Here is a 22444-nt window from a genome sequence, read left to right as displayed (position 1 = left end):
ATTTTTTCATTTTTGATAGTAAAGGAAATATACAAATGTACAATGGAGTCTTTGTGGATTCCCGAATATTATATGGAATTGTTTTTTTTCTAACGTTGTCAACTGGAACAATTTTTGCTCAGGAATCTTTAATTTCAGTTCAGACAGATGATAATAATTATGATGAGGGAGATACAATAGTAGTTTCCGGACGAGTAACCACAGTGGTTGGTGAAACACCAGTTACACTACAACTGCTTAGAGATGAAAGTCTGATAGATATTGCACAAATTGAGGTTGCACAAGATGGGAGTTACTCACACACCATAATTGCAGAAGGTCCTCAATGGGCAAAACAAGGAGATTACGTAGTAAGAGTCCTATATGGAGAAGGAAATTTTGCACAAACAGAATTTAGCTTTACACCGGAATCAGAAGCCAAGATAACGACGGATAATTTTGAGGTAGATGCAGGAAATTATGGTACATTTGATGTAGAATACACGATTAAAGGCGGAACATTAGAGAATATGGAGGTAAATTCAGATAATTTTTCAGTAATAGTAGAAATTGAGTCAACTGATGAAGGTACAATCACCCTTGATTTACCAAGAGAGTTCATAGGGGCTGAAAAACAGGATGGAAAAGATGAGATATTCATTATTCTCATAGATGAAATAGAAACTCCATATGAAGAAGAAGCAACACATTCAGAATCAAGAAAAATAACAATTAATTTTGAGGAGGGAGATTCTCAAATTGAAATCATAGGAACATATGTTGTTCCGGAATTTGGAAGTATCGCAATTATGATTATGGTTGTAGGAATGATGTCAGCAATAATATTAATCAGGAATAAAAATTTGATAAAATTCTAACTAAATGAGTATTTTTCTTTATAGGGAGAAACGGATCTCAATTCTTTAACTACTTTAGAAAGAATGTCAGCAGTTTCAATGATTTCTTCAGAGGTATTAAAAATTCCAACAGTCAATCTTAAGGAGCCAGTAATTTGTTCATGAGAAAAACTCATAGATTCCAAAACATGAGAAGCCTTTTGGGTATTTACTGAACATGCAGAACCAGTGGATGCAGCAATGCCATATTCATCTAATTTGATTATTAGGTCTTCTCCATTGATACCAAGAAATGTAAAATGGGCATTGTTTGGTAATCGCTGAATAGGATCTCCGTTTAATGTAACTTTGGGAATTTTTTTTAGAACATTTTCAACTAGAGAATTTTTAAGATCTTCCAAATAAGAGACATTGTTTAGTAAGTTTTTTTCAGCAATTTCACATGCCTTACCAAATCCAACAATATTTGCAACATTTTCTGTTCCAGAACGTAAACCGTGTTCTTGTCCACCACCTAAAATTAGCGGATCAAGATCAAGGGTTTTTTTTACATACAATGCACCAACTCCTTTAGGGCCATTAATTTTATGAGAAGAGATAGAAAGTAAATCCAATCCAAGATCTTTGACATCTATTGCAATTTTACCAGTTGCCTGTACAGCATCTGTATGAAATGGAATGTTATTATCTCTACATATTTTGGCAATTTTAGAAATTGGTTGAATTGTACCCACTTCATTATTTCCAAACATTATAGATACAAGTCTAGTATCTTCGGAGATGCAATTTTGTAATTCCTCAAGGTCTACCGTTCCAAAATGATTAACAGGAACATAAACTACATTGAATCCAAGACTAGATAGTTTTTTACAGGGTTGTAAAATAGCATCATGTTCTATAGAAGATGTAATTATTCTACCGTCTTGATACTTCATAGCTAAACCATTTAGGGCTAAATTATTGGATTCGGTTCCTCCAGAAGTGAAAAAGATCTCTTTAGGATCAGCATTGATTAAAGATGCAACCTGTTTTCTTGCTTTTTCAATTGCCTTACGAGCCAGGCGTCCATGTCTATGAATAGATGATGGGTTGCCATATTGTTCGCGCATAAATGGCAACATTGAATTCAATACATCCTCATGAATCTGAGTAGACGCTGCATTATCCAGATAAATCAATCTGTAATCACATTAATTTTTCCTGGTTTATATCCTTCCTGGTCAATTTCAACAGAATTGAATCCTATCATTTGTAATTTTTCAGTAATTGTTTTTAGAGTTGGTTTATCAAATACGGTTATCATTTTTTTATCTACTTCGATTTTAGCAGAACCATTCAAATCTCTTACACGTACCTGGTCTATTTTTGTAATTTGTTTGATGAGAGTTTCACCAAATTCTATCCTAGATAGTTTTTCAGCAGTAACTCTCTGCCCCCATGGAATTCTTGATGCCAAACAGGAGTTAGAGGGTTTATCAAATACGGTTAGTCCAACAGATTTTGCTGCTTCTCGAATGTTGGGTTTCGAGAAACCAACTTCTGCAAGAGGGCTTTGAATTCCATTTTGTCTAAGTGCCAATATACCAGGCCTATAATCTCCCAAATCGTCCATATGAGTACCATCAACAATAATATCCACATCATTTTTTTTCGCTAATTTTTTCAGATGGTTACCAAGTTCCAACCTACAATGAAAACAGCGATTTGAATCATTCTGAACAAACTCTTCATTTTCAAGTTCGTTATAATCTAGAAACAATTGCTGAATTCCAATTTCTGAGCATATTCTCTTAGCAGAAACAAGTTCTTCTTCAGAGAGAGTTTTGTAATCAGCAGTTACAGCTATTGCATTATCACCTAGCTTTTGAAAAGCAGCATAGGCAACTAGTGCACTGTCTACACCACCGGAGAGAGCAATCATCACCCTGCCTTTACCTTCAAACCAATTCAATAGATCAATGAGTTTAGTCATTTCTCTTTCTCCAATTTCTCAATTTCACATCTTAGTAAAAATTCTGTTTCTGGAAGTGATTGAGCAATCTCCGAAGATATTTTCTTCAGATCTTCAAATTCTATCTTAAAACGTACATTCTCTTTGAAATAAGACTTCTTGTAATGTACAGAAAAAGATTTTCCATTCAAAGTGACAACTGCATCATGATTGGTTCTAGAAACTACAAACCTACTAGAATCAAAAATTCGGATTCCCAACGTTCCTGTTTCAAGTATCAATGTGTCTAAAAGTGGATCAATTTTTTCATCATCACATATAATTGAAACAAGATACGTAGGTCTACCTTTCTTTGATATTCCATTAAAAACAGAAATATCCCTAGCGCCTTTTGCCATTATCTTTTCAATAAGATTCCCAATAATCTCTCCAGAGACGTCATCAAGATTAGTCTCCAAGATTTTTACTGAATCTGTACCAAAATCATCATTCTGGCCTCGAACAAGTTTTAATACATTTGAGAATGATTGAAAATCTTTCTTTCCAGCACCATAACCAATGGAATTAATCTTCAAAGATGGATAAAACTTTGAAGGAATGGGGCACAGACTTGATAGGATACAAGCTCCAGTAGGAGTAGTTAATTCATCATTGGCATTATTTCCAACAATCTCCAATCCAGAATTTTTAAAGATCTCAAGAATTGCACTTGCAGGATTAGACATTACACCGTGTGAAAAAGTTATAGAGCCAGATCCAACAGAGATTGGCAAACAAATGATTTTTTCATCAAATAATTTTAAATCATCCAATGCAATTGCTGCACCAATAATATCTACAAGAGTGTCAACACTAGAAGCCTCATGAAAATGTACAGAGTCTTCAGGAATACCATGAATTTTAGATTCTGACGAAGTTAAGATGTTGATACAAGATATTGCAAAAGATTTTGCTTTATCTGAAAGTTGAATGAGATCAATAGAAGAGACTATTGCATTTTTTATTTCTACTGCCTTTCTCTCATGTAATGATTCTTCAACTGTCAAAAGTAGTTCAGTCGATTCAATTCCATTTTTTTTTATTTTTTTGAAATCAATGTTATGAATTTGAGAATTGGTAAATGACTTTGACGACATGATTATTCCTTTGATTATTTTTTCTTTATTGGCTCCTAAATCAACTAAAGAAGACAAGAACATGTCACCGGATATTCCAGCGATTTGAGGATCAATTACGAGAACCAATACTTCAAAATTGTAAAAAATGCTTATAAATTCGCCTAATCAGTAAAAATTTCACTAGATTTAATTATTCAAAAATTACACGATTTTTCATGCTTACGATTATTGGATCAGGTAAAGTGGGAGGAGATGCAGCATTATTCTCTGCACTAAAACGATTAGACGATCAGATTTTATTATTAGATGTCGCAGAAGGACTCCCACAAGGAGAAGCCATGGATATCAATCACATGTTATCAGAACAGGGGATAGATGTAGAAGTAAAAGGATCCAATAATTTTGAAGATATGAAAGGATCCAATATTGTTGTAGTTGTCGCAGGATCTGGGAGAAAACCAGGAATGACGAGAATGGATTTGTTAAAGATTAATGCATCAATTGTAAAAAGCGTAGTTGAAAATATCAAAAAATATGCAGATAATTCAATGATAATACCTGTCACAAACCCACTTGATCCAATGGCTTACATCACTTACAAAACATCAGGATTTGACAAAAGCAGAGTCTTTGGAATGGGTGGCATGTTGGATCTATCAAGATTTAGGCAGTTCATACATGAGGCAACGGGTCACTCTCGTGATTCAATTAGAGCATTAGTGATTGGGGAACATGGAGAAAATATGTTACCATTGCCAAGATTTTCATCAGTTTCAGGAATTCCATTATCATCTTTCCTTTCAAATGAAAAGATGAATGAATTAGTTCAGAACACAAAACAAGTAGCAGCAAAAGTAATTGAGTTAAAGGGAGCAACAGTACACGCACCAGGAAACGCCATTTCCGCAATTGTAGAATCAGTGGTAAGAGATAGAAAACAAGCCATACCAGTTGCAACTTACCTTGATGGAGAATACGGTCATTCAGATGTGACGATTGGAGTTCCAGCAATCATTGGAAAGAACGGTGTTGAAAAAATTATAGAGTTAGAACTAAACGATGAAGAAAAACAAGGATTTGATAAAGGCGTAGAGAATGTCAAAGGAGCAATCTCAGGCGTAGAGATCTAAGCATTTTTTTATAGAAAAATAATATTCAACATATTGGAAATACAGGAAATTTTAGAATCACTAAAGGCAGACAAAATTTCTATTTATGAAGCAAAAAAACTTCTTGCAATATATTCAATTGAAGAAGTGGAAAATTTTGCAAAGATCGACACCAACCGTAGGAAGAGAAAGGGAATTCCAGAAGTAATTTTTGCAGAAACAAAAAAAATAGATGAAATAAAAAAAATTACTGAAAAAACTTTAGAAAAAACAAATGCAGTTGTAGTATCTAGAATTAGAAAAAACGACTATAAGGAAATTTTAGAGTTTGCAAAGAAATTAAAAATTAAAACAAAAACAGGGAAAAATTCATCATCTTTACTACTATTTAGAAAGCCAATAAGAGCCTCAGGTGGAAAAGTAGGCATAATCACTGCAGGTACTTCAGATATCGGGGTCGCAGAAGAAGCTAGATTGATGTGTGAAGCAATGAACTGCAAATGTATTACGGAATATGATGTAGGAGTAGCAGGAATTCAAAGATCTTTTCCAGTTTTAAAAGAAATGGTAAGAGAAGACGTAGATTGTATCATTGTGGCTGCAGGAATGGAAGGAGCACTAGCCACACTAGTTTCAACCGTAGTAGATATTCCAGTAATAGGAATTCCAATATCCGTAGGATATGGATATGGAGAAAAGGGAATTGCAGCATTAGCCTCAATGCTTCAGAGTTGTTCCTTGGGATTATCAGTTGTAAATATAGATAATGGTATAGCAGCAGGAGGCATTGCAGCAAATATTGCAAATAGACGAACCAAAAAAGAAAAACAACAAAAATTACAAAATAAGAAACAAAATACATCTCGTAAATGATATATAGCATAATTTAACGAAGTTTTGTAGTTGTCTGGTAAGCGTATTGTGTTAACTGCAGATCGTAGTTTAATGACAAATTACAGAGGTAATTTTTTGTATGGATTTATTGCATGTGGACCTTACGAAGTTTTACCGGAATGGGTATTTGATAAAGTGTTTTGCCCATCAGTTGAAACAGATCCAATCACAGGAGAGGCTAAAGTTGCTCAAATCGGTCTAAGAAGGATTGAAAGCTCATTAATTCAAGGAGGTTACAAACGAGAAGACGTATTCATAGGGCATCCAGATATGCTACACAAATCAATTGGTCCAGACACTAAAGTTGTAGGGATTAATGTGATGGATCCACTTGGCATGGCACCAGTCACAACAACAATGTCACCTGAAAAATTATCCTATGTAGCAATGAAATTTAAAAAAATGTGTGCAAGTATTATTCAACTCAAAAAGAAGTATGACTTCAAAGTAGTAGTAGGAGGAAACGGAGCATGGGAATTAGCAAAATCAGATAGAATGAAAATTCACGGTCTAGATACGGTAGTTGTAGGAGAAGCAGATGAATTAGCTGTAGATTTGTTTCAAGATTTAGAAAAAGGAGACGCACCAGAATTAATGCATTGTTTTGTAAGAAATCTAGAAAACATTCCAGTTATTGAAGGGCCTACAATCAATTCATTAATTGAAGCAATGAGAGGATGTGGAAGAGGATGTGATTTTTGTGATGTCAATAAAAGATCAAAGAAAGATTTGCCATTGGAAAGGCTTCAGTATGAGGCAAAAACAAACTTAGATTATGGCTTTGATTCAATTTGGCTGCATTCAGATGAAATGTTACTCTACGGATGTGACAACAGAGACTTTGTACCAAATAGAGATGCAATAGTAGATTTGTGGAAGGGTCTCAAAGGATTAGGCGCAAATTTCATTGGAACCACGCATATGACATTTTCTGCTGTTGCAGCAGATCCAACTTTGATGCAACAAATTTCTCATATTAATGGACAAGATAAATCAGGTAGATGGCTTGCAACAAACCTAGGAATTGAAACTGTCGCACCTGCAATGGTAAAAAAACATCTAGGTGTAAAAACAAGACCATTTTCAACTGATGAGTGGGGAAGTGTTGTAAGAGAAGGAGCTAAAATTCTTAACGAAAACCACTGGTTCCCAGCAGCAACTATCATCATCGGCTGGCCTGATGAAACTCCAGATGACATTCAATACACAATAGATATGATGAGTGATTTTCGAGAGATGGACTTTAGAGGATTAGTTGCACCATTACTGTATCAAGACTTTAGCGAAAAAAATTCGATGCATTTTGGAAATTTGAACGAAGCACAATTTACGTTATTTTGGAAGTGTTGGGAAAATAATTTACGAGTAATCAACGACATCATTCCAATCATACTTAGAAACAAGACATATGGACCACCAATGAAAGTTTTCATGTATGGAATTCTTAAAGCAGGAACATGGGCTATAATGAGGTATTTACGAGGACTATGTAAAGATCTCTTTAATGGAAGAACTCCAGATGAGATAATTGACAAATACGCAAGAAGTAGATCAGTATCTGCACCAAAAATTCAGACAAAAAAACTATAGCATTATAAGACATGCACCAAAAATTAGGTACATGAAATATTCCTAAAAAATTTTCTTTCAAATATTTTCAAGCGCACTATCAGCAATAGTGTTTCGTTTTGGGGTTAATGAAATAAAGTAAACTTTATCAGCTCTCTCAATACCTTCTACTTTTTTGTAAGATTTTGAGGTAACGTCAAATTCATAAATTCCTGGTTCAAGCGATCCTTTTGCATATAACATAAGATAAACTTCACCAGTAGATGGACTTAGAGGGATGAAAGACATCACGTAACCTTTGTACGAATTAATTGGCATAGTATTTTTCATTGGTGGAGCTGCAGATGCAAGATACATGAAAATATCTTCCAAGGTTTCAAATTCTTCATATTCAATTTTCATGTTAACACTATACCTCTTTAGTATAATAACCTACTATCAAGAAATGAAAAGATTAGTTTCTAGATTTAATGTGTTTGTGAACCTTAAAACCAACAAATGCAGGTGCGGCAATATACATTCCCAAATTAAGTGCAATAACAGAAATGCCAAGTCCCAAGACTTCTAATTCAGAACCATTCTCAGCTAGAGACATTATTGAAAGTGTTGAAATCATAGGAGTAATAACAGTTCGTACAACTTCTTGGAATGCAGGATTTTCTCGTTCCCAATCAGCAACAGTTGGAGCAAATGAATAGTACAAGGTGTTAAAACCGGTCATAAATGCAGTACCAGATGAGGTAGAAAGCACAGTGTTATCACGTACTTCTCTCAAAAATTGAACTTGTGGAGCCAACTCGGTTCCGTATGCAGCAGTTGCAATTAAACAAGAACCACCTTCATCAGGTTCCTCGTCAGGTACTTCAGATTTTTTCACTTGACAAACACCATCAACTAATTCGGTACCAGCACCACATACAGGTTGTTGTGGTTCTGGCTCAGGTTCTGGCTCAGGTTCTGGTTGTGGCTCAGGTTCTGGTTGTGGCTCAGGTTCTGGTTGTGGCTCAGGTTCTGGTTGTGGCTCAGGTTCTGGTTGAGTGGGAGGTGTGAAAGAGCCCCCAGTATAAACTACAACAGATTCACCAGATACAGATCCAAAACGAAATTCAACAACATAATCACCGCCAGATGACCATAGTGGGCCACCTGCAACAAAACTATGAGTAAAAGATCCATCAGAATTTGGAACAATTTGTCCTATACTTACCAAGTTATTATCAGGTGATTTTACAATAACAGTAACTGCTTGACCTGAATGTAAATTAGAATCAAAATCACGTATACTTCCATCAATATTCACCCTATCGCCATTTCCATAAGAGGGAAGTTCAGCTGTTGCGACTAAGGGAGCGATATTATGATCATCGGCAAACACAGAAGGGTTAACTCCATAGGACATTATAGAAATCGCTAACAATGCAAATGCAGCAGTGCCCTTCAAATTCATTTTCATTTTGATGAACGGATAGAGAGTATTTATGTATTCAATGAAAGAAAAATTGACCATATTATACTCCAATTATACCTTTTTTGACTAAGTATTTAACTGACTGGACGAAATCATCATCTGAAATTTGGTTAGCGTACCACCATTTGGCATTATTTTTTAGCCAAGCAGGAATTGTTTTTTCAGAAACTGAGAAACGTTCCTTTGAAGAAACATCAATAATGCCTTGTTCAATTAGATATTCAAGGTTATTTGCAAATTCAGAGTCAGTAAGAGAAGACGAAGACCAAGAGTGGGCATTATTTTTTACCCAAACAGGAATTTCAGGATTTAATATTTGAAAAGAAGTTGAGCCAACAAATACACCATTATACGACAGATGGATGTCATAACGGCCAGTTAAAGAATCAGAATTAACTGAAATTAGTGATCGGTAACTACCATTGTTTGAAAGGTTTGCAGCAAAATTTTGAGATTGTCCATCAGGAAAAGTAATCAAAACTCCTAATGGGATGCCTCTTCGATGATTATCAATAGTTCCAGAAAGAACAATTTCTTGTATTTTTTCAGAGGTGGGTTTAACAATCTCATAGGCACTTAATTTTGGCAGAGCAAAAGAAGGCTCTAATGTAGGAATAGAGGATCTATTTTTCAAAAGGCTCACAATACTGGGATTTCCAGAACTGTCGCGTGAATCATAATATTTTGCATCAATACTACCCCCTGCAGGAGAAATTAATTTTGTACCTGAAGCATTGCAGATTTTTGATGGCATTTTAAAAACACCCTCAAAAATGCCTGAACTAGGTCCTGTTTCAATAAGAGTAAACCCCGTAGCTCCTAAACCTCCATGTTCAACCCCGTCTATAGTACAACGTTTGTATCGGATATCTTTGATTAGGATTTCAAGTAGGATAACATCATTTTTTCCAACGGTATCAACATTTTCAGACGCAGGATCATTGATTACGAAATATACATCAACCAGATCATTTCTCAAATTAAGATCTGGATCGTTAAGAGTTATTGTAACAGGTTGACCAAACCTGTAAGAGTTAGAATTGGATGACAGGGTAGCAGAATTTGTTTCAGCAATGGAGCTTCCAGAATTAGAAGACACAGTAACGGTCAGCCCAACTCGGCTTAGATCAGAATATGAGATAAAAATTGCATCATTGTTAACTAATCTATCAGTTAGAATGAATTTGATGTTGTCAGAGATAGGCTGAATGGAACCTATGAAGGCAGGATCTACAATATTTAATTGGTTAGAAAATGCAAACTCAAACTCACCTTCAAAAGTAGAAGAATTATCAGATGTCTCTTCTAATTCAAATCGATAAATTGCATTATTAATTCCGTCACCATCATCTTCCAAACCAAAAGAGAATAGGTCAAACACGATAGGTTGAAGATCATTAGAAGAAGGAATGCTACCAGTATTTTTAGTAGAGTCATTATCTGACGAATCAAAATCAATCACAAGGAAGATTGAACCGGTTTGGGTAAAAATGTCAGACACTATTGAATCATCTATTTTTAGAAATCCTTGAGAAGATGAGATCTCACCTGCATTTACCAGAGTAACAGAAGGAGAAGAATCGGAAAGACTACCAAAATACAACATGATTTCGGTATCAGTGAAGTCATTCAGACCATAATCATCTTGAAAGGATCTTAAATCATAATTTAGCCAATTTGTACCAATATTATCAGATTTGTCGATTAGGATATTTCGAATATTAGATGAAGAAATTCCTAAATCCAAAGATATTTTTTCAAACTCTTTTATTGTCAATGATTTTGTGTCAATAAACAACCTTTCAGAATGAACATCATGAATAAAAGAAACTGCAGAATTGCCATCTAAAAGAGAATCAACAGAATTTTCATAGAATTTTACATTGTTAGAATCTTTTAAGGTAACAGGATTGCCTATTTTCAGAGTGGGGATTAATGAAGTGTCACTAGCAACATCAAGATCTTCTTTGGCTGCACTGTTTATGTTTTGATCAGGATCTATCAAGACAACAGGGATTTTAGTCCCAGGTTGGATGGATGTGGAGGGGCCACCGATCTTTAGTTCAGGTTTTTGTAAAGATACAGATGCTGTGGAGAAACCTGTAAGAATTGAAACAGAATTTTCATTATATTCGATAGAACCAGTATTTCCCCTTGGAGCGTTTGGCAAAATACCGATAGTAGATTCATCATTTGAGTCAAAGCTCTCAAAGATTCCGGAATTAGGGCCTCTTTCCACAAGGGTAACAATTTGAGTATACGACTTTGAAGTTTTTTTATCAGTTACAACAGATTGATTATTTTGATCTGAATTGGGTTTTAATTGAATAATTGAATTTGGATCCACGACTAGTTTACCATTTTTTTCAAAACCAAGAGATGAGAGATAGGGTAAGAGATCAACTAGCCCATTTGTGTTATCAGCAGCAGGCCTACCAGAATTGTCAAAGGCCTGATAAAAAGTAGTAGGAGATACAACACTAAATGTCCAAGAGTCCTCATCAGTAGGATCCTGATTTAATTGAAAATCATTTACCGTGACAAAGACTTCAGCATTTTGAGGATAAAAGTCTCTGTCAAGAGACATAGAGATGTTTGGAATTTCATCATATTCAAGATCAACTCTCTGAGAACCCCCTGCTGCATTATATTGAATGGTTACATCACTAAATGAAAATAATTGAATTAAAGGCCAAGCGTTTGGATCTAAGCCAATTTGACCATCAGGTATTGAAGGATGGGTATTGATTGATCGTGGGTTTCGTACAACATTATTTGTGTTAGATGCGGGGGTACCATCACAGTCAGAACTTGGAACAAAGAACCCATCGCTTTCAGTTAAATCAATTCCAAATGCAGTATTTTCTCTATCACAATATACTCCAAAATCAAGGCTTTGACCTGGTTCACCTGTTAATGCAACAGAATCTGCATCCTTTGCTGCATCAGCATTTGCAAAATAAGCATACCAATTTCCATCAGTTGCCTGGACCATACGTAGTGATTTTCCATTGAGGGTAACATCAGGTTCTCCCTTGCCTTCATCAGTATCACGAATATTGTTATCACGTATTACTACTTCAATTACCATTGAACCTGCAAAATGATTATCAAACTGTGAATTTTCTGCTGAAACATCAAGATTAGGATTAGATGCATCTACACTTAGAATTGGAATTAAAGACAATATCGATAAAACTCCTAAAACATAGAAAAAAGATTGAGACACTAGCAAAAGAGGCTACATGATCACAAATAATGTTATCGTCATATTTCTTCTTAAAAACTTGTAATATGTGTTCAGAGATATTAAAATCAGGAAATGTTTGTCCAAAGAACTAAAGTTTTACAAATTTCTCTGTTAGCTATCTTTTCAGCATTCCTAGTAGAATTAATTTTGGGATTAATTTCAAACAGCCTTGCACTTGTTACAGACAGCATTCATGCATTATTAGACAGTGTAGTCACCATCGTTTTATTACTAGCAGCAAGAATGGCCATCAAGCCACCTGATGCTGAACACACGTATGGACATGGAAAAATAGAATCATTGGGCGGACTATTAGGAGGAATTGTAATTTTTCTAATAGCATGTTTCTTTGTTTATGAATCTCTAACCAGACTACAAAACCCTCCACCAAATGTTTTGCCAGGATTACTTGCAATAGTTGGAGGAATTTACACAATAGGAATAGATATTTTTCGATTAACAATACTAAGAAAATCAATAAGGAAGATCGGAGGTGCAACTCTTAAAGCTGATTTTTATCATGCATTGATGGATCTAGGGTCGACATTAGTTGCAATCATAGGAATTGTATTTGTGTCGTATGGGTTTTATCAGGGGGATTTTCTAGCCGCGTTAATTTTAGGAATATTATTGGCAGCATTAAGTATAAAATTAATCCATAAAACGGCTTTAGATTTAACAGATATTATTTCACCAGAACTTGTAAAAAATGTAAGAGAAATTACTGTTGCAACAAAAGGAGTAATTGATGCAGGTCCAATATTGATGAGGAGATCAGGAGATACTATTTTTGCAGACATAACAATTTCTTTAAGAGGAGATACAAGTTTTGATGTTGCACATAAAATTAGTAGTGATGTGGAAAATAACATTAAAGAGAAAATTTCAAATGCTGCAATTACAATTCATTTTGAACCAAATTGGAAGGATGTTCCATTAGATGCAAAGATATCAGAAATTACAGAAAATGTTGAAGGAGTCAAAGGAGTTCATAACGTCAGCACACACAAAACAAATGGAAAGATGTTTTCAAACTTACATGTAATGGTAGAAAGAGAGATGAATTTATTATCAGCACATAGAATTTCAGAGAAAATTGAACAAAAAATTTATGAAAATATACCAGAAATAGAACACATAACAATTCACTTAGAACCATTCTTAACAATGCCAAAGAGTATCAATTTGGAGGACAAAATTACTGAAAAAAAAATTAGAAAGATTTTAGAAAAATATACAGAGATAAAGAGAATTGGTAGAATAGTGTCACTAAGTTTTGAGAACATTCTCAAAATAGACATAGATTGTTCTTTTGACGGAGAATTATCAATTGAAAAAGTTCACGACTTAACATCAGAAATCGAACAAAAAATACGTTTAGAAGTCAAGAATTCAGTAATAACAATACATCCAGAACCAGATTAAAGTAGAAGAATTGTCAAGTATGGTGCACGCATGCAAAGTACAGATTTACGAATTACATAACTATTGATAGAATTGACTCTTCATTTCTAAATCATTTGATTAGAACAAAAATTACCTTTAAACTAAAGAAAAATCCGATAAAAAGTGTGCAAAAGGCAGTATTAGGTCTAGTTATTTCTGGAATATTAATTGTGGTAGGATTGATGTTAATGGTTTTAGGAAATCAAATTGTATTAGAAGGAGTTAATCAGGAAAATGGAAAAATAAATTCTGAACAATCACTTACAATTTTAAATGAATTTGACGCAGAAACTACACCAACAGGAGTTTTTGCAGTACAGGCAATAAATAGCAATGAAGGTACGACATCTGCAAAAATAATTGGGCCCTCGGGTAATGAAATAAAATTTGTTTGGATTAATCAAGAAACCATAGAAGAAGAATTTGCAATAGACGAAACAGGTTCGTATAAATTAATCATTGAAAGTCAAAATACTGAAGAGACGCAAGTTTTTGCAGCTTTAGGTCCACTTCCAGATGCGGAAAAGAAAACAATTGGATTCATTTCTGTATATGTGTTAGTCGTAGGAATGGCAGGATTAGTAATAGTTGGAATTTATGCGATTAAAAATAGAATATCAGTTTAGATAACTATCCATTTTTTCAAGACCATCTATAGCAGCATCAAAATTATCACTGTTTTCAACTATGCTACTTAATTTATCAAAATTTGCACTAAGAGTATAGTCACCATTGAGGTCAGATTCTTTTAAAACAAAACCATGTTCTATCAAGTAAGAAAAACATTCTAAAACATTTTTTTCAGTGATGTTAGATTGTTGAGCCAGAAAAGAGCAAGTTTTTTTGCCATCTTCTAACGATGCCAACATTAAAGAAGTTACAGGATCAAACATGCAATTTATGATCTTATCCCGATCGTAATTACTATCAATCATGATTTAAATGAAAAAATGAGAAATTTATAATTTTTTGAGGTTTATCAAAAGATAATTAAGAAAAACACCAAGATAAAGAATATGCAAAAACTATGTGAGGGAGATCCATCAGGTAAAGGTACACATTGTTTTTGTATTGAAATCGAACCCCAACAAGGAATAAAAAAATGCTGTCAATGTAATCAGTGGAACGTAAGTGGTAGAAATTGGACGAGAAATGAAGACTTCAAATAAAAAAAGAATCTAGCCTCTCAGAACAAGAGGCTTATGAGAATTACGAGATATGAGAGAAAAACCTTGCCTAGCATGGTTTTTATCGGGGTTTCTTTGAATTTTTGAATACTTGAGTGCTCAAGAATATAGACACATCGTAAGAATTGTGGGAAATGATATCCCAGGAGAGAGAAAAATCCTGGTAGGATTGACACAGATAAAGGGAATAGGGTATAATTTTGCCACGGCAATTCTAGATTCTTTAAAAATTGATACAAATTCAAACATAGGCAACCTTTCAGACAGTGAAGTGCAGGCAATCGAGAAGTTGATTTCAGACCCAATTGGTGGAAATTTTCCTACTTGGTTTCTTAACAGAAGAAAAGACATTGAAACGGGTGCAGATTTACATTTGTTAACATCAGATATTCCATTTACATTAAGAAATGATATTGAACGCGAAAGAATAACTGCAAGCTGGAGAGGATATCGTCATCTCAGCGGGCTCAAAGTCAGAGGGCAAAGGACTAGGACATCAGGAAGAAAATCTGGTGCAGTAGGAGTTGCAAAGGGGGGAGGACAAGCAGCTCCAGTAAAGAAAGCAGCAGATCCAGCAGCAGCTCCAGCAGCAGCTCCAGCAGCAGCTCCAGCAGCAGCAGACTCATCGGAGAAAACTGAATAGGTGTTTTAGATGGGAGATCCAAAATATCCACGAAGAGTCTGGAGGAAGCCAAAGAGACCTCTCAATTATGAATTAAAAATGGAAGAGTTGAAAACTTTGGGTACATTTGGGTTAAGAACTAAACGAGAATTATGGAAAGCACATACTGAACTTTCAAGAGTAAGACACCAAGCAAGATCATTACTTGCATTAAGACAAGAGGTAAGAGCAGAGAAAGAACCAATTCTTATGAAATCTCTAGCAAGAATTGGGTTAGTTAGCAGCGACTCAACATTAGATGACGTTTTAAATTTGAATGTGAACGATTTGTTATCACGCAGACTCCAAACAATTGTTTCAAAAAGATTAGGATTTACAACACCATATCAAGCAAGACAGGCCGTGATTCACGGGCATATAATGATTGGAGAACGAAAAGTGAACATCCCATCATATACTGTTGCTGTTGAAGAAGAAGACAACATACACTTTGCACCGGAATCAAAGATACCAGAAATGTTAGAGAAGAACAAATCCAAATCTCAATCAGAAACACCTGCAGCAGAAACACCTGCAGCAGAAACACCTGCAGCAGAAACACCTGCAGCAGAAACACCTGCAGCAGATGAAGAAACCAATACAGAAAAATAATATCTAAAACAAGAATCATAAAAAAATAGTTCGTAGAAAAAAATATTCTTTCAAGAAATGGACTTAATTTTCTGCAGTAAATAATCGAGAATATTCTTTTTCTACCATTTCTAGAAATTTTAACTGATTATTCCCAGTCTTGAGCATAGATGAAATAATGCTACCTCCAGCACCAACACCTTCTTTTACAAATCCTTCAGAAAAAGATCTCAAACCGGAATATTTTGAATTTTTTAACCCAGGATCTACAGAGATTGCAGGCACATCAGCAATTTGCTTAACCATATTAGTAAAATTAGCATTTTTGTCATCTGTAACATAAGAAGTAGTTCCAATGACAGTAGATTTTTCATCAAATCCAATTTTAGATGCAAATGCCAGGACAGCCAACATTTGAGTTCCACCTGCCAACATAACATCAGATACACTAGAGGCTGAACTCAACATGCCAGATACAAATGGAATCATAGGATCTCCAACCTTTGAAATAATATGATATGGGTGTTCAGAAGTAATTCTTTCTAGAGCATTATTAACAATTTGATTTTTTAGTGCAGTAGGATTATTAGGCATGCTGGAGCTTACATTAGCGTCAAAACCAAGTGCACGTAAAACAGCTAATGCAGTAGTAGTCCCACCAGGAATACTTTCACCTATAATTAGGCAATCAGTTAACGAAGATAAACTACGTCCAACTATTCTTCCAAAATCAACTGCACGAGAAACTTGGGAGTCAGTTAAGGCATCATTAACGGAGATATTTTTTCCAGTAGGCAGTTGTGTCTCAATAACAGGAAGTTGAGGAACTACCTTACTTCCGGCATTAATTGTAAGATGAGGAATACTAGATGATTCTAAAGCTACTTTTGTCAATAATGCAGGAGTAGGTTTGCCATCAGGAGTCATAGGTATTTTTTCAATTGTTTTACAATAACCATAGTGAAGATATTCTGCATCTGCTGCGGGGGTAAATTTGATCAAATCAGAATTGGTTCCTGCCAAAGTAATTCCAGGAATCTCACATGTTTCAGTATATGAGGTAACAAAAGAAAAAAGAAATCGATTGCTAGATTTAGTATCATCTATGAATTTTTCAGCAGATTTAGAGTTTCCAAATAATTTGAAATTTTCCAAAAAATCACTAACCCATCATGTCTATGAATTCTTGCTCAGTCCTTTTTTGCAATATTAGGTTAGTTATTTTTTCTTGTCTAATTGTAGATGTTTCAGATGGACCATAATTATGACCGGGATACAAAACCAGATCATCATCTAGTGAATACAACACATCAAATAAGCTATGAAATAGATCTTTTGCACTTCCTCCAGGCAAATCAATTCTACCACAATTTCCCACAAATAACGTATCTCCTGTGAAAATTTTTCCATCACCAATCAAACAAATGCTGTCTTGTGAGTGTCCGGGAGTGTGAAGTACCTTCAATTTTGTGTTACCAAACTCTATAAAATCACCATCCTTGACCACCAAATCATTTTTCAGTTCAGAGAACTCATGTTGAATTACAGGTGCTTTGGTAAACTGAATCATTTCGTCATTACCCAATGTGTGATCAAAATGATGATGTGTGTTTACGATGTACTTCACATTAAGATTATGTTCTTTGATGATAAGTTCTAGTTCTACAAGATCCCAAGAAGGGTCAATTATTATTGCATCATTAGTATCGTCATCAGCTACAATATAGCTAAAGTTTTGCATATTTCCAACCTGAATTTGATATACTCTCATAATATACCAACTTCAGCTTCTGGAGGGATTCCAATTTTTTCTGCATACAGGTTTCCTGTTAAATCTCTACGTTTTGGAATACCTTGTTTCATTTTATGAAATGTCACCGTCATGTCACATTTTGTAAATACATTTGCAGTATTCCCAGTTTGTGGATCTAAACCAGATGGGACGTCTACTGCAAATTTAAAACAATTCATTTTATTGATATAATCAATTGCAGATGCATAAGGTTCACGTATATCACCTGTGATGCCCGTGCCAAAAATGCTGTCAACAATAATGTCGGGTTGAAAGTCAAAATCAAGTTTTGAATTCGGATGTAAATTAACTGATGGCATTTTTTTTAAAATTGACCAGTTCCAGGTGCTTTCTTCGGTTTTTATCATTTCAGGTGTTCCAAGTAAAGAGACAGTCACTTTTGCATCGTATCCAGACAGATGTCTTGCCATCACCAATCCATCACCACCATTATTTCCCATTCCAACAAAAATTAGAATATTTTTTGATTTTACATTTCCAAATTCGCCAATAAGTCGTTTAACTGATGCGGCACCTGCATTTTCCATCATGAATTTTTTTAAAAAACCCATATCATGACCTTTATTTTCAATCTGATACATTTGATCTACAGTAATATCCATACTTTACAAAAAAAACATGTCCAAATTAAGAGTTTTTCAAAAATTGAGAATAAAAATACCAAACGACTTTATCCTAGTTTTAAATATCAATATCATGACCTTAAAAAATGTAAAAATATCATTGAATAAAATTGCAAAATCCCTTGAAAGATTACAAGACGACAGAGAATTTTTACTGAAAAATTCAAGAGAAATCATCGTTTTATGTAGCAGATCAATCATTGCAACACATAAAGGAGATTTGAAAATAGGTAAAAAAAATGCACAGCAAGCTGAAGTTCTTTTAAAAAAATACCGAAAAAAATTAAATGTAAATTTGAAAAGGTATCTAGTTACCCCTGAGCAAGAATTTGTAGAAGCAATAGCGCTTATTGCTATTGCAGAAAAAAAAGAAATCCCATCTAGTCAAAAGCTGGCAGTCATGCCAGAATCATATGTATTAGGATTACTAGATTGTATAGGAGAATTAAAGAGAATGGTATTTGATAAACTTCGAAATAATGAAATCAAAGAATCAGTGCGTGTTTTTAACATAATGGAGAATTTGTATCTTCAGCTTTATACTTTTTCAATGTACGACAAAGTCGTAAAAGAAGCTCGTAGAAAAATAGACGTAAACAGAATTTTAGTAGAAGATGTCAGATCGGCCATCACAGAAGAAAAAAGAAGATCAGAAATGATAGAAACATTACAAAGTTTAGGAAAGTGATTTTAAGAATATAATGCGGGCGATGGGATTTGAACCCACGAACTCCTAAGAGACTAGCCCCTCAAGCTAGCGCCTTTGGCCAGGCTGGGCGACACCCGCAACAAAAATTCCATGTATGGTTTTTATAATCCTTGGTTACTTTTCCGTTCGTATGTTAATTCCTGTTAGATGTTTTACATGTGGAAATTTGATTGCAGACAAATACGAGGAATATGAAAATAAAATAAAAGCAGGAGAAGATCCTGCCAAAGTACTAGATTCACTTGGAATAGAGAGATATTGTTGTAGGAGAATGTTATTGACTACAGTAGAGACAATTCAGCAAGTAATCCCATTTTATGAAGCAATTGAAAGAAGAAAACAAGAAGTTCAATCGGAATTAGATTAATTTGGCCAAAATTACATCCATTAAAGGACGTATTCTATACAATAGTAGAGGTAGTAAAACAATAGAAATAGATGTTGAAAGTGACAATCAACACCTAGGAAGAGTTTGCGCTCCATCAGGAGCAAGTGTTGGCAAGTATGAAGCAGTCAGTTTTCCAGATGGAAAACCAGAAAAAAGTTTAGAAATTCTAAACAATAATACTCAAAAATTTGTAGGGTTGGAATCCTCAGATTTAAAAGAAATTCACAATACCTTGAAAAGTCTAGATGACACGAACAACTACTCAAAGATAGGAGGAGCATTAGCTTTTGCAGTTACAATTGCGGCAATGGAATCAGCATCAAAATCTTTGCAGCAACCATTGTTTAGAACATTGTCATCTGAAGAATCTTTTAGATTCCCATTCCCATTAGGAAATATTCTGGGAGGAGGAGCTCATGCAGGTCCCGGCACACCAGACATTCAAGAAATTTTAATTTGTGCAACGGGCTCAAAAAGCATAGAGGAAGCCATAGAGACCAATTTAGCAGTGCATAAAGAATTGCGCAAGATGCTTGAAAAGGAGGATCCTAACTTTACTAACGGAAGAGGAGATGAAGGAGGATGGGCTCCAAAATTAGAAAACCAAAAAGCATTAGAAATATCTGCAAGAGCTTGTGAAAGTTTAGGATTCACATTAGGAAAAGAAGTTTCGTTAGGAGTAGACTTTGCATCATCAACACAATGGAATGAAGAAAAACAAAAGTATTGTTACGACCGAGCAGGATTTGAAAATTCCAGAGAAGAACAAATTGATTTTGCTGCAAATATTATTGAAAAGTACAAACTGATTTATGCAGAAGACAGTGTTCATGAAGAAGCTTTTGAAGATATGTCTGAACTAACTGCAAAATTCCCAAAAACTCTAGTTACAGGAGATGACCTTACTGTGACAAATAAAAATATCCTTGGAAAAGCAATAGAAATGAAATCATGTAATGCAGCAATTTTGAAAGTCAACCAGGCAGGTAGTCTTTTTGATGCACTTGAATTTGCAGATCTAGCAAATAATAACAACATCAAATTAATCACATCCCATAGATCAGGAGAATCTACAGACTCTCAAATTTCACATATAGGATTAGCTACAAAATCAAAAATGCTCAAAGTAGGAGTAGTAGGAGGAGAAAGAGTATCCAAACTTAATGAGCTTTTACGTCTTTCAGAGCATGATTTAATACGCGGTATGGCAGAGATTTAGAATCATCATGAGTCAACAAGCAGAAACGACAGACATCAAGAAGAAAATACTCACCACAGGAATAAGAGTGGGAACTCAAGTTAAAACAAAATTCATGAGACCTTTCATAACAAAAGCAAGCCCAGAAGGCCTCTACATGCTTGACTTAGACATTACTTTAGAGAAAATTCAGACTGCTGCAAAATTCATCAACAGGTTAGGGACAGAGAAACTTATCGTATGTTCAGGAAGGCAATATGCAGAGACGCCAGTTGAAAAATTCTGTGAAATTTTAGGTTCAAAAAAACTGCTGGGCAGGTTTATGCCAGGCACCTTAACAAATCCAACATTACCATACTATATTGAACCAAGATTGGTTTTAATTTCAGATCCACAAGTAGACGAACAAGCAGTTACCGAAGCTACCAATGCAGGAATACCAGTTATTGGAGTTGCAAATACGGATAACATCACATCTAATTTGGATGTAATAATTCCTGCAAACAACAGAGGAAGAAAAGCTCTTGCAACAGTGTATTGGTTACTAGTTAGACAAATCCTAATTGAAAAGGGCGAATTAAAAGAGGATGAGCCAATGAAATATGAAATAGATGATTTTGAAACAAAGATCACCGAAGAGGAAATCGAATAGAATTACAAAATATCAAGGGTTCATTTGAAATCTAAAGCATCAGCACCTGGAAAAATAATTCTTTTTGGAGAACATTTTGTAGTATATGGAATAAAAGCAATACTTTGTACAATTGATAAAAGAGTAACGGTAACAGCTGAAAAAACAGATGAACAAAAAATTTCAATCAATTCAGCAATTGGGAATTTAACAGTAGAACCAAACCAAACCATAACAAAAATTGAGTCACCTTTAAAGCCATTTTATTTTTTAGCAAACAAGACATTACAAGAACAAAACCAAACAGGTGGAATTAAAATCACAATAGATTCAGAAATACCAGTAGGGTTAGGACTAGGATCATCATCTGCTTGTTGTGTTGCAGGAGCAGCGGCAATTTCAGGTTTGTTTGAAAAAAAAACAAGAGAAGATATCTTGAAAATTGCCATAGATGCAGAAAAAACAATTTTTAAAAATACATCAGGTGCAGACTGTACGGTTTGTACATATGGGGGTATTGTGCAATATGATGTTAAAAATGGATTTACAAAAATAAACACAGATTATAACTTAGGATTTGTAATTGGAAATTCAAACACTCCACATTCTACATATGAAGTAGTAAAAAGAGTAAAACAATTCAAAGACGAAAACAAGGAAGAATTTTCCAGATTATGTGAAGAAGAATCAAAGTTAATTCAAGAAGTATTGGTATTATTAGAACAGAATAAAATCAAAAAACTCGGTGAAAAAATGAATCAAAACCAAGAATATCTTGAAAAAATAGGAATATCAAATGAAAAACTAAGAGAAATGATCAAACTAGGGCAAAAGTCAACATATGGAGCAAAAATAACAGGTGCAGGAGGAGGAGGATGCATAATAACTCTCACAGACAAAACAAATCAAAATCAGGCAATTAGTCAATTTAGAGAACACAATCATGACTGTTTTGATGCAAAAATTGATTTTGAAGGACTGCATACTTTTTAATTGAATAGA

23 protein-coding genes and 1 tRNA gene are annotated in these 22444 nt (G+C 34.6%); 13 read left to right on the top strand and 11 right to left on the bottom strand.

Going from position 1 to position 22444, the window contains the following annotated elements; translation table 11 throughout:
- The first annotated feature begins 35 nt into the window (after window positions 1-35).
- Window positions 36-857 carry a PEFG-CTERM sorting domain-containing protein gene (locus ACOQN3_RS01725; RefSeq protein WP_420544766.1) on the top strand — a complete coding sequence of 274 codons (822 nt, stop codon included), beginning with the start codon at window positions 36-38 and terminating at the stop codon, window positions 855-857.
- Here ACOQN3_RS01725 and ACOQN3_RS01720 read toward each other — a convergent pair.
- The 3 genes from ACOQN3_RS01720 to larC are packed head-to-tail and all read right to left on the bottom strand — an operon-like array spanning window position 854 to window position 4031.
- Window positions 854-2014: a cysteine desulfurase family protein gene (locus ACOQN3_RS01720; RefSeq protein WP_420544765.1), complete on the bottom strand. Its 1161-nt coding sequence runs from the start codon at window positions 2012-2014 to the stop codon at window positions 854-856. The two genes, ACOQN3_RS01725 and ACOQN3_RS01720, sit on opposite strands and share 4 nt — an antisense overlap.
- Window positions 2011-2808 (bottom strand): ATP-dependent sacrificial sulfur transferase LarE, encoded by a 798-nt coding sequence (gene larE / locus ACOQN3_RS01715; protein WP_420544764.1) that lies wholly within the window; start codon window positions 2806-2808, stop codon window positions 2011-2013. Before larE ends, ACOQN3_RS01720 begins: the two co-directional genes overlap by 4 nt.
- The gene (larC, locus tag ACOQN3_RS01710) at window positions 2805-4031 is read right to left on the bottom strand and encodes a nickel pincer cofactor biosynthesis protein LarC (protein ID WP_420544763.1); all 1227 of its coding nucleotides are present in this window, start codon (window positions 4029-4031) and stop codon (window positions 2805-2807) included. Before larC ends, larE begins: the two co-directional genes overlap by 4 nt.
- 89 nt (window positions 4032-4120) lie before the next feature.
- Here larC and ACOQN3_RS01705 point away from each other — a divergent pair, with 89 nt between their 5' ends.
- From ACOQN3_RS01705 to ACOQN3_RS01695, 3 genes are read left to right on the top strand one after another with little or no spacing between them, the layout of a single operon-like run.
- The gene (locus tag ACOQN3_RS01705) at window positions 4121-5035 is read left to right on the top strand and encodes a malate dehydrogenase (RefSeq protein WP_420544762.1); all 915 of its coding nucleotides are present in this window, start codon (window positions 4121-4123) and stop codon (window positions 5033-5035) included.
- 33 nt (window positions 5036-5068) lie between these two features.
- A complete protein-coding gene (larB, locus tag ACOQN3_RS01700) occupies window positions 5069-5887 on the top strand; it encodes a nickel pincer cofactor biosynthesis protein LarB (protein ID WP_420544761.1) in 819 nt (272 codons plus the stop codon).
- A gap of 30 nt (window positions 5888-5917) precedes the next feature.
- The gene (locus ACOQN3_RS01695) at window positions 5918-7498 is read left to right on the top strand and encodes a B12-binding domain-containing radical SAM protein (RefSeq protein WP_420544760.1); all 1581 of its coding nucleotides are present in this window, start codon (window positions 5918-5920) and stop codon (window positions 7496-7498) included.
- A gap of 57 nt (window positions 7499-7555) precedes the next feature.
- Here the strand turns inward: ACOQN3_RS01695 and ACOQN3_RS01690 are convergent, their stop codons facing one another.
- The 3 genes from ACOQN3_RS01690 to ACOQN3_RS01680 are packed head-to-tail and all read right to left on the bottom strand — an operon-like array spanning window position 7556 to window position 12174.
- Window positions 7556-7879, bottom strand: coding sequence for a hypothetical protein (locus ACOQN3_RS01690; RefSeq protein WP_420544759.1), 324 nt, complete (start codon window positions 7877-7879; stop codon window positions 7556-7558).
- A gap of 52 nt (window positions 7880-7931) precedes the next feature.
- Window positions 7932-8930 carry a CFI-box-CTERM domain-containing protein gene (locus ACOQN3_RS01685; RefSeq protein WP_420546580.1) on the bottom strand — a complete coding sequence of 333 codons (999 nt, stop codon included), beginning with the start codon at window positions 8928-8930 and terminating at the stop codon, window positions 7932-7934.
- Between the two features lie 55 nt (window positions 8931-8985).
- On the bottom strand, window positions 8986-12174 hold the full coding sequence (locus tag ACOQN3_RS01680) for a peptidase (RefSeq protein WP_420544758.1): 3189 nt from the start codon (window positions 12172-12174) through the stop codon (window positions 8986-8988).
- 93 nt (window positions 12175-12267) lie between these two features.
- Between ACOQN3_RS01680 and ACOQN3_RS01675 the strand changes: the two genes are divergently transcribed.
- Together ACOQN3_RS01675 and ACOQN3_RS01670 are read left to right on the top strand one after the other, a co-directional pair.
- Window positions 12268-13620: a cation diffusion facilitator family transporter gene (locus ACOQN3_RS01675; protein ID WP_420544757.1), complete on the top strand. Its 1353-nt coding sequence runs from the start codon at window positions 12268-12270 to the stop codon at window positions 13618-13620.
- A gap of 95 nt (window positions 13621-13715) precedes the next feature.
- Window positions 13716-14267 (top strand): hypothetical protein, encoded by a 552-nt coding sequence (locus ACOQN3_RS01670; protein WP_420544756.1) that lies wholly within the window; start codon window positions 13716-13718, stop codon window positions 14265-14267.
- Here ACOQN3_RS01670 and ACOQN3_RS01665 read toward each other — a convergent pair.
- Entirely contained in the window at window positions 14259-14573 is a 315-nt protein-coding gene (locus ACOQN3_RS01665) for a hypothetical protein (RefSeq protein WP_420546579.1), read from the bottom strand. The genes ACOQN3_RS01670 and ACOQN3_RS01665 overlap by 9 nt on opposite strands.
- A 346-nt stretch (window positions 14574-14919) precedes the next feature.
- Between ACOQN3_RS01665 and ACOQN3_RS01660 the strand changes: the two genes are divergently transcribed.
- Both ACOQN3_RS01660 and ACOQN3_RS01655 read left to right on the top strand, forming a co-directional pair.
- Window positions 14920-15471, top strand: a complete 552-nt coding sequence (locus tag ACOQN3_RS01660; protein ID WP_420544755.1) for a 30S ribosomal protein S13 — start codon at window positions 14920-14922, stop codon at window positions 15469-15471.
- A gap of 9 nt (window positions 15472-15480) precedes the next feature.
- Window positions 15481-16101, top strand: coding sequence for a 30S ribosomal protein S4 (locus tag ACOQN3_RS01655; RefSeq protein ID WP_420544754.1), 621 nt, complete (start codon window positions 15481-15483; stop codon window positions 16099-16101).
- A gap of 63 nt (window positions 16102-16164) precedes the next feature.
- Here the strand turns inward: ACOQN3_RS01655 and cobT are convergent, their stop codons facing one another.
- Genes cobT through ACOQN3_RS01640 form a run of 3 tightly spaced genes read right to left on the bottom strand, consistent with a single transcriptional unit; the run spans window position 16165 to window position 18495 of the window.
- On the bottom strand, window positions 16165-17235 hold the full coding sequence (gene cobT, locus ACOQN3_RS01650; protein WP_420544753.1) for a nicotinate mononucleotide-dependent phosphoribosyltransferase CobT: 1071 nt from the start codon (window positions 17233-17235) through the stop codon (window positions 16165-16167).
- A 7-nt stretch (window positions 17236-17242) separates the two neighbouring features.
- Entirely contained in the window at window positions 17243-17851 is a 609-nt protein-coding gene (locus ACOQN3_RS01645; RefSeq protein WP_420544752.1) for an MBL fold metallo-hydrolase, read from the bottom strand.
- The gene (locus ACOQN3_RS01640; protein ID WP_420544751.1) at window positions 17848-18495 is read right to left on the bottom strand and encodes an NAD(P)H-hydrate epimerase; all 648 of its coding nucleotides are present in this window, start codon (window positions 18493-18495) and stop codon (window positions 17848-17850) included. The genes ACOQN3_RS01645 and ACOQN3_RS01640 overlap by 4 nt, the downstream gene beginning before the upstream one ends.
- A gap of 94 nt (window positions 18496-18589) precedes the next feature.
- On the opposite strand from ACOQN3_RS01640, the gene ACOQN3_RS01635 reads away from it, so the two are divergent.
- The gene (locus ACOQN3_RS01635; protein WP_420544750.1) at window positions 18590-19204 is read left to right on the top strand and encodes an RNA-binding protein; all 615 of its coding nucleotides are present in this window, start codon (window positions 18590-18592) and stop codon (window positions 19202-19204) included.
- A 14-nt stretch (window positions 19205-19218) separates the two neighbouring features.
- On the opposite strand, the gene ACOQN3_RS01630 is transcribed toward ACOQN3_RS01635, so the two are convergent.
- A tRNA-Leu gene (locus tag ACOQN3_RS01630) sits at window positions 19219-19303 on the bottom strand.
- Between the two features lie 52 nt (window positions 19304-19355).
- Here ACOQN3_RS01630 and ACOQN3_RS01625 point away from each other — a divergent pair.
- Genes ACOQN3_RS01625 through mvk form a run of 4 tightly spaced genes read left to right on the top strand, consistent with a single transcriptional unit; the run spans window position 19356 to window position 22435 of the window.
- Window positions 19356-19592 (top strand): DNA-directed RNA polymerase subunit N, encoded by a 237-nt coding sequence (locus tag ACOQN3_RS01625; protein ID WP_420544749.1) that lies wholly within the window; start codon window positions 19356-19358, stop codon window positions 19590-19592.
- Window position 19593: 1 nt separating this feature from the next.
- Window positions 19594-20832, top strand: a complete 1239-nt coding sequence (gene eno / locus ACOQN3_RS01620) for a phosphopyruvate hydratase (protein WP_420544748.1) — start codon at window positions 19594-19596, stop codon at window positions 20830-20832.
- Between the two features lie 7 nt (window positions 20833-20839).
- Entirely contained in the window at window positions 20840-21463 is a 624-nt protein-coding gene (rpsB, locus tag ACOQN3_RS01615; protein WP_420544747.1) for a 30S ribosomal protein S2, read from the top strand.
- 24 nt (window positions 21464-21487) lie between these two features.
- On the top strand, window positions 21488-22435 hold the full coding sequence (gene mvk, locus ACOQN3_RS01610; RefSeq protein WP_420544746.1) for a mevalonate kinase: 948 nt from the start codon (window positions 21488-21490) through the stop codon (window positions 22433-22435).
- Window positions 22436-22444 lie beyond the last annotated feature (9 nt).

Source organism: Candidatus Nitrosopumilus sp. (assembly GCF_965223225.1).
GTDB lineage: Archaea > Thermoproteota > Nitrososphaeria > Nitrososphaerales > Nitrosopumilaceae > Nitrosopumilus.
This window is presented reverse-complemented; position numbering and strand designations above follow the sequence as displayed.

Coding starts and splice junctions, on each gene's coding strand:
- ACOQN3_RS01725 (WP_420544766.1), top strand. CDS start 36: ATGTACAATGGAGTCTTTGTGGATTCCCGAATATTATATGGAATTGTT.
- larE (WP_420544764.1), bottom strand. CDS start 2,808: ATGACTAAACTCATTGATCTATTGAATTGGTTTGAAGGTAAAGGCAGG.
- ACOQN3_RS01705 (WP_420544762.1), top strand. CDS start 4,121: ATGCTTACGATTATTGGATCAGGTAAAGTGGGAGGAGATGCAGCATTA.
- ACOQN3_RS01690 (WP_420544759.1), bottom strand. CDS start 7,879: ATGAAAATTGAATATGAAGAATTTGAAACCTTGGAAGATATTTTCATG.
- ACOQN3_RS01685 (WP_420546580.1), bottom strand. CDS start 8,930: ATGAAAATGAATTTGAAGGGCACTGCTGCATTTGCATTGTTAGCGATT.
- ACOQN3_RS01675 (WP_420544757.1), top strand. CDS start 12,268: ATGTTTGTCCAAAGAACTAAAGTTTTACAAATTTCTCTGTTAGCTATC.
- ACOQN3_RS01655 (WP_420544754.1), top strand. CDS start 15,481: ATGGGAGATCCAAAATATCCACGAAGAGTCTGGAGGAAGCCAAAGAGA.
- ACOQN3_RS01645 (WP_420544752.1), bottom strand. CDS start 17,851: ATGAGAGTATATCAAATTCAGGTTGGAAATATGCAAAACTTTAGCTAT.
- ACOQN3_RS01640 (WP_420544751.1), bottom strand. CDS start 18,495: ATGGATATTACTGTAGATCAAATGTATCAGATTGAAAATAAAGGTCAT.
- ACOQN3_RS01635 (WP_420544750.1), top strand. CDS start 18,590: ATGACCTTAAAAAATGTAAAAATATCATTGAATAAAATTGCAAAATCC.
- ACOQN3_RS01625 (WP_420544749.1), top strand. CDS start 19,356: ATGTTAATTCCTGTTAGATGTTTTACATGTGGAAATTTGATTGCAGAC.
- rpsB (WP_420544747.1), top strand. CDS start 20,840: ATGAGTCAACAAGCAGAAACGACAGACATCAAGAAGAAAATACTCACC.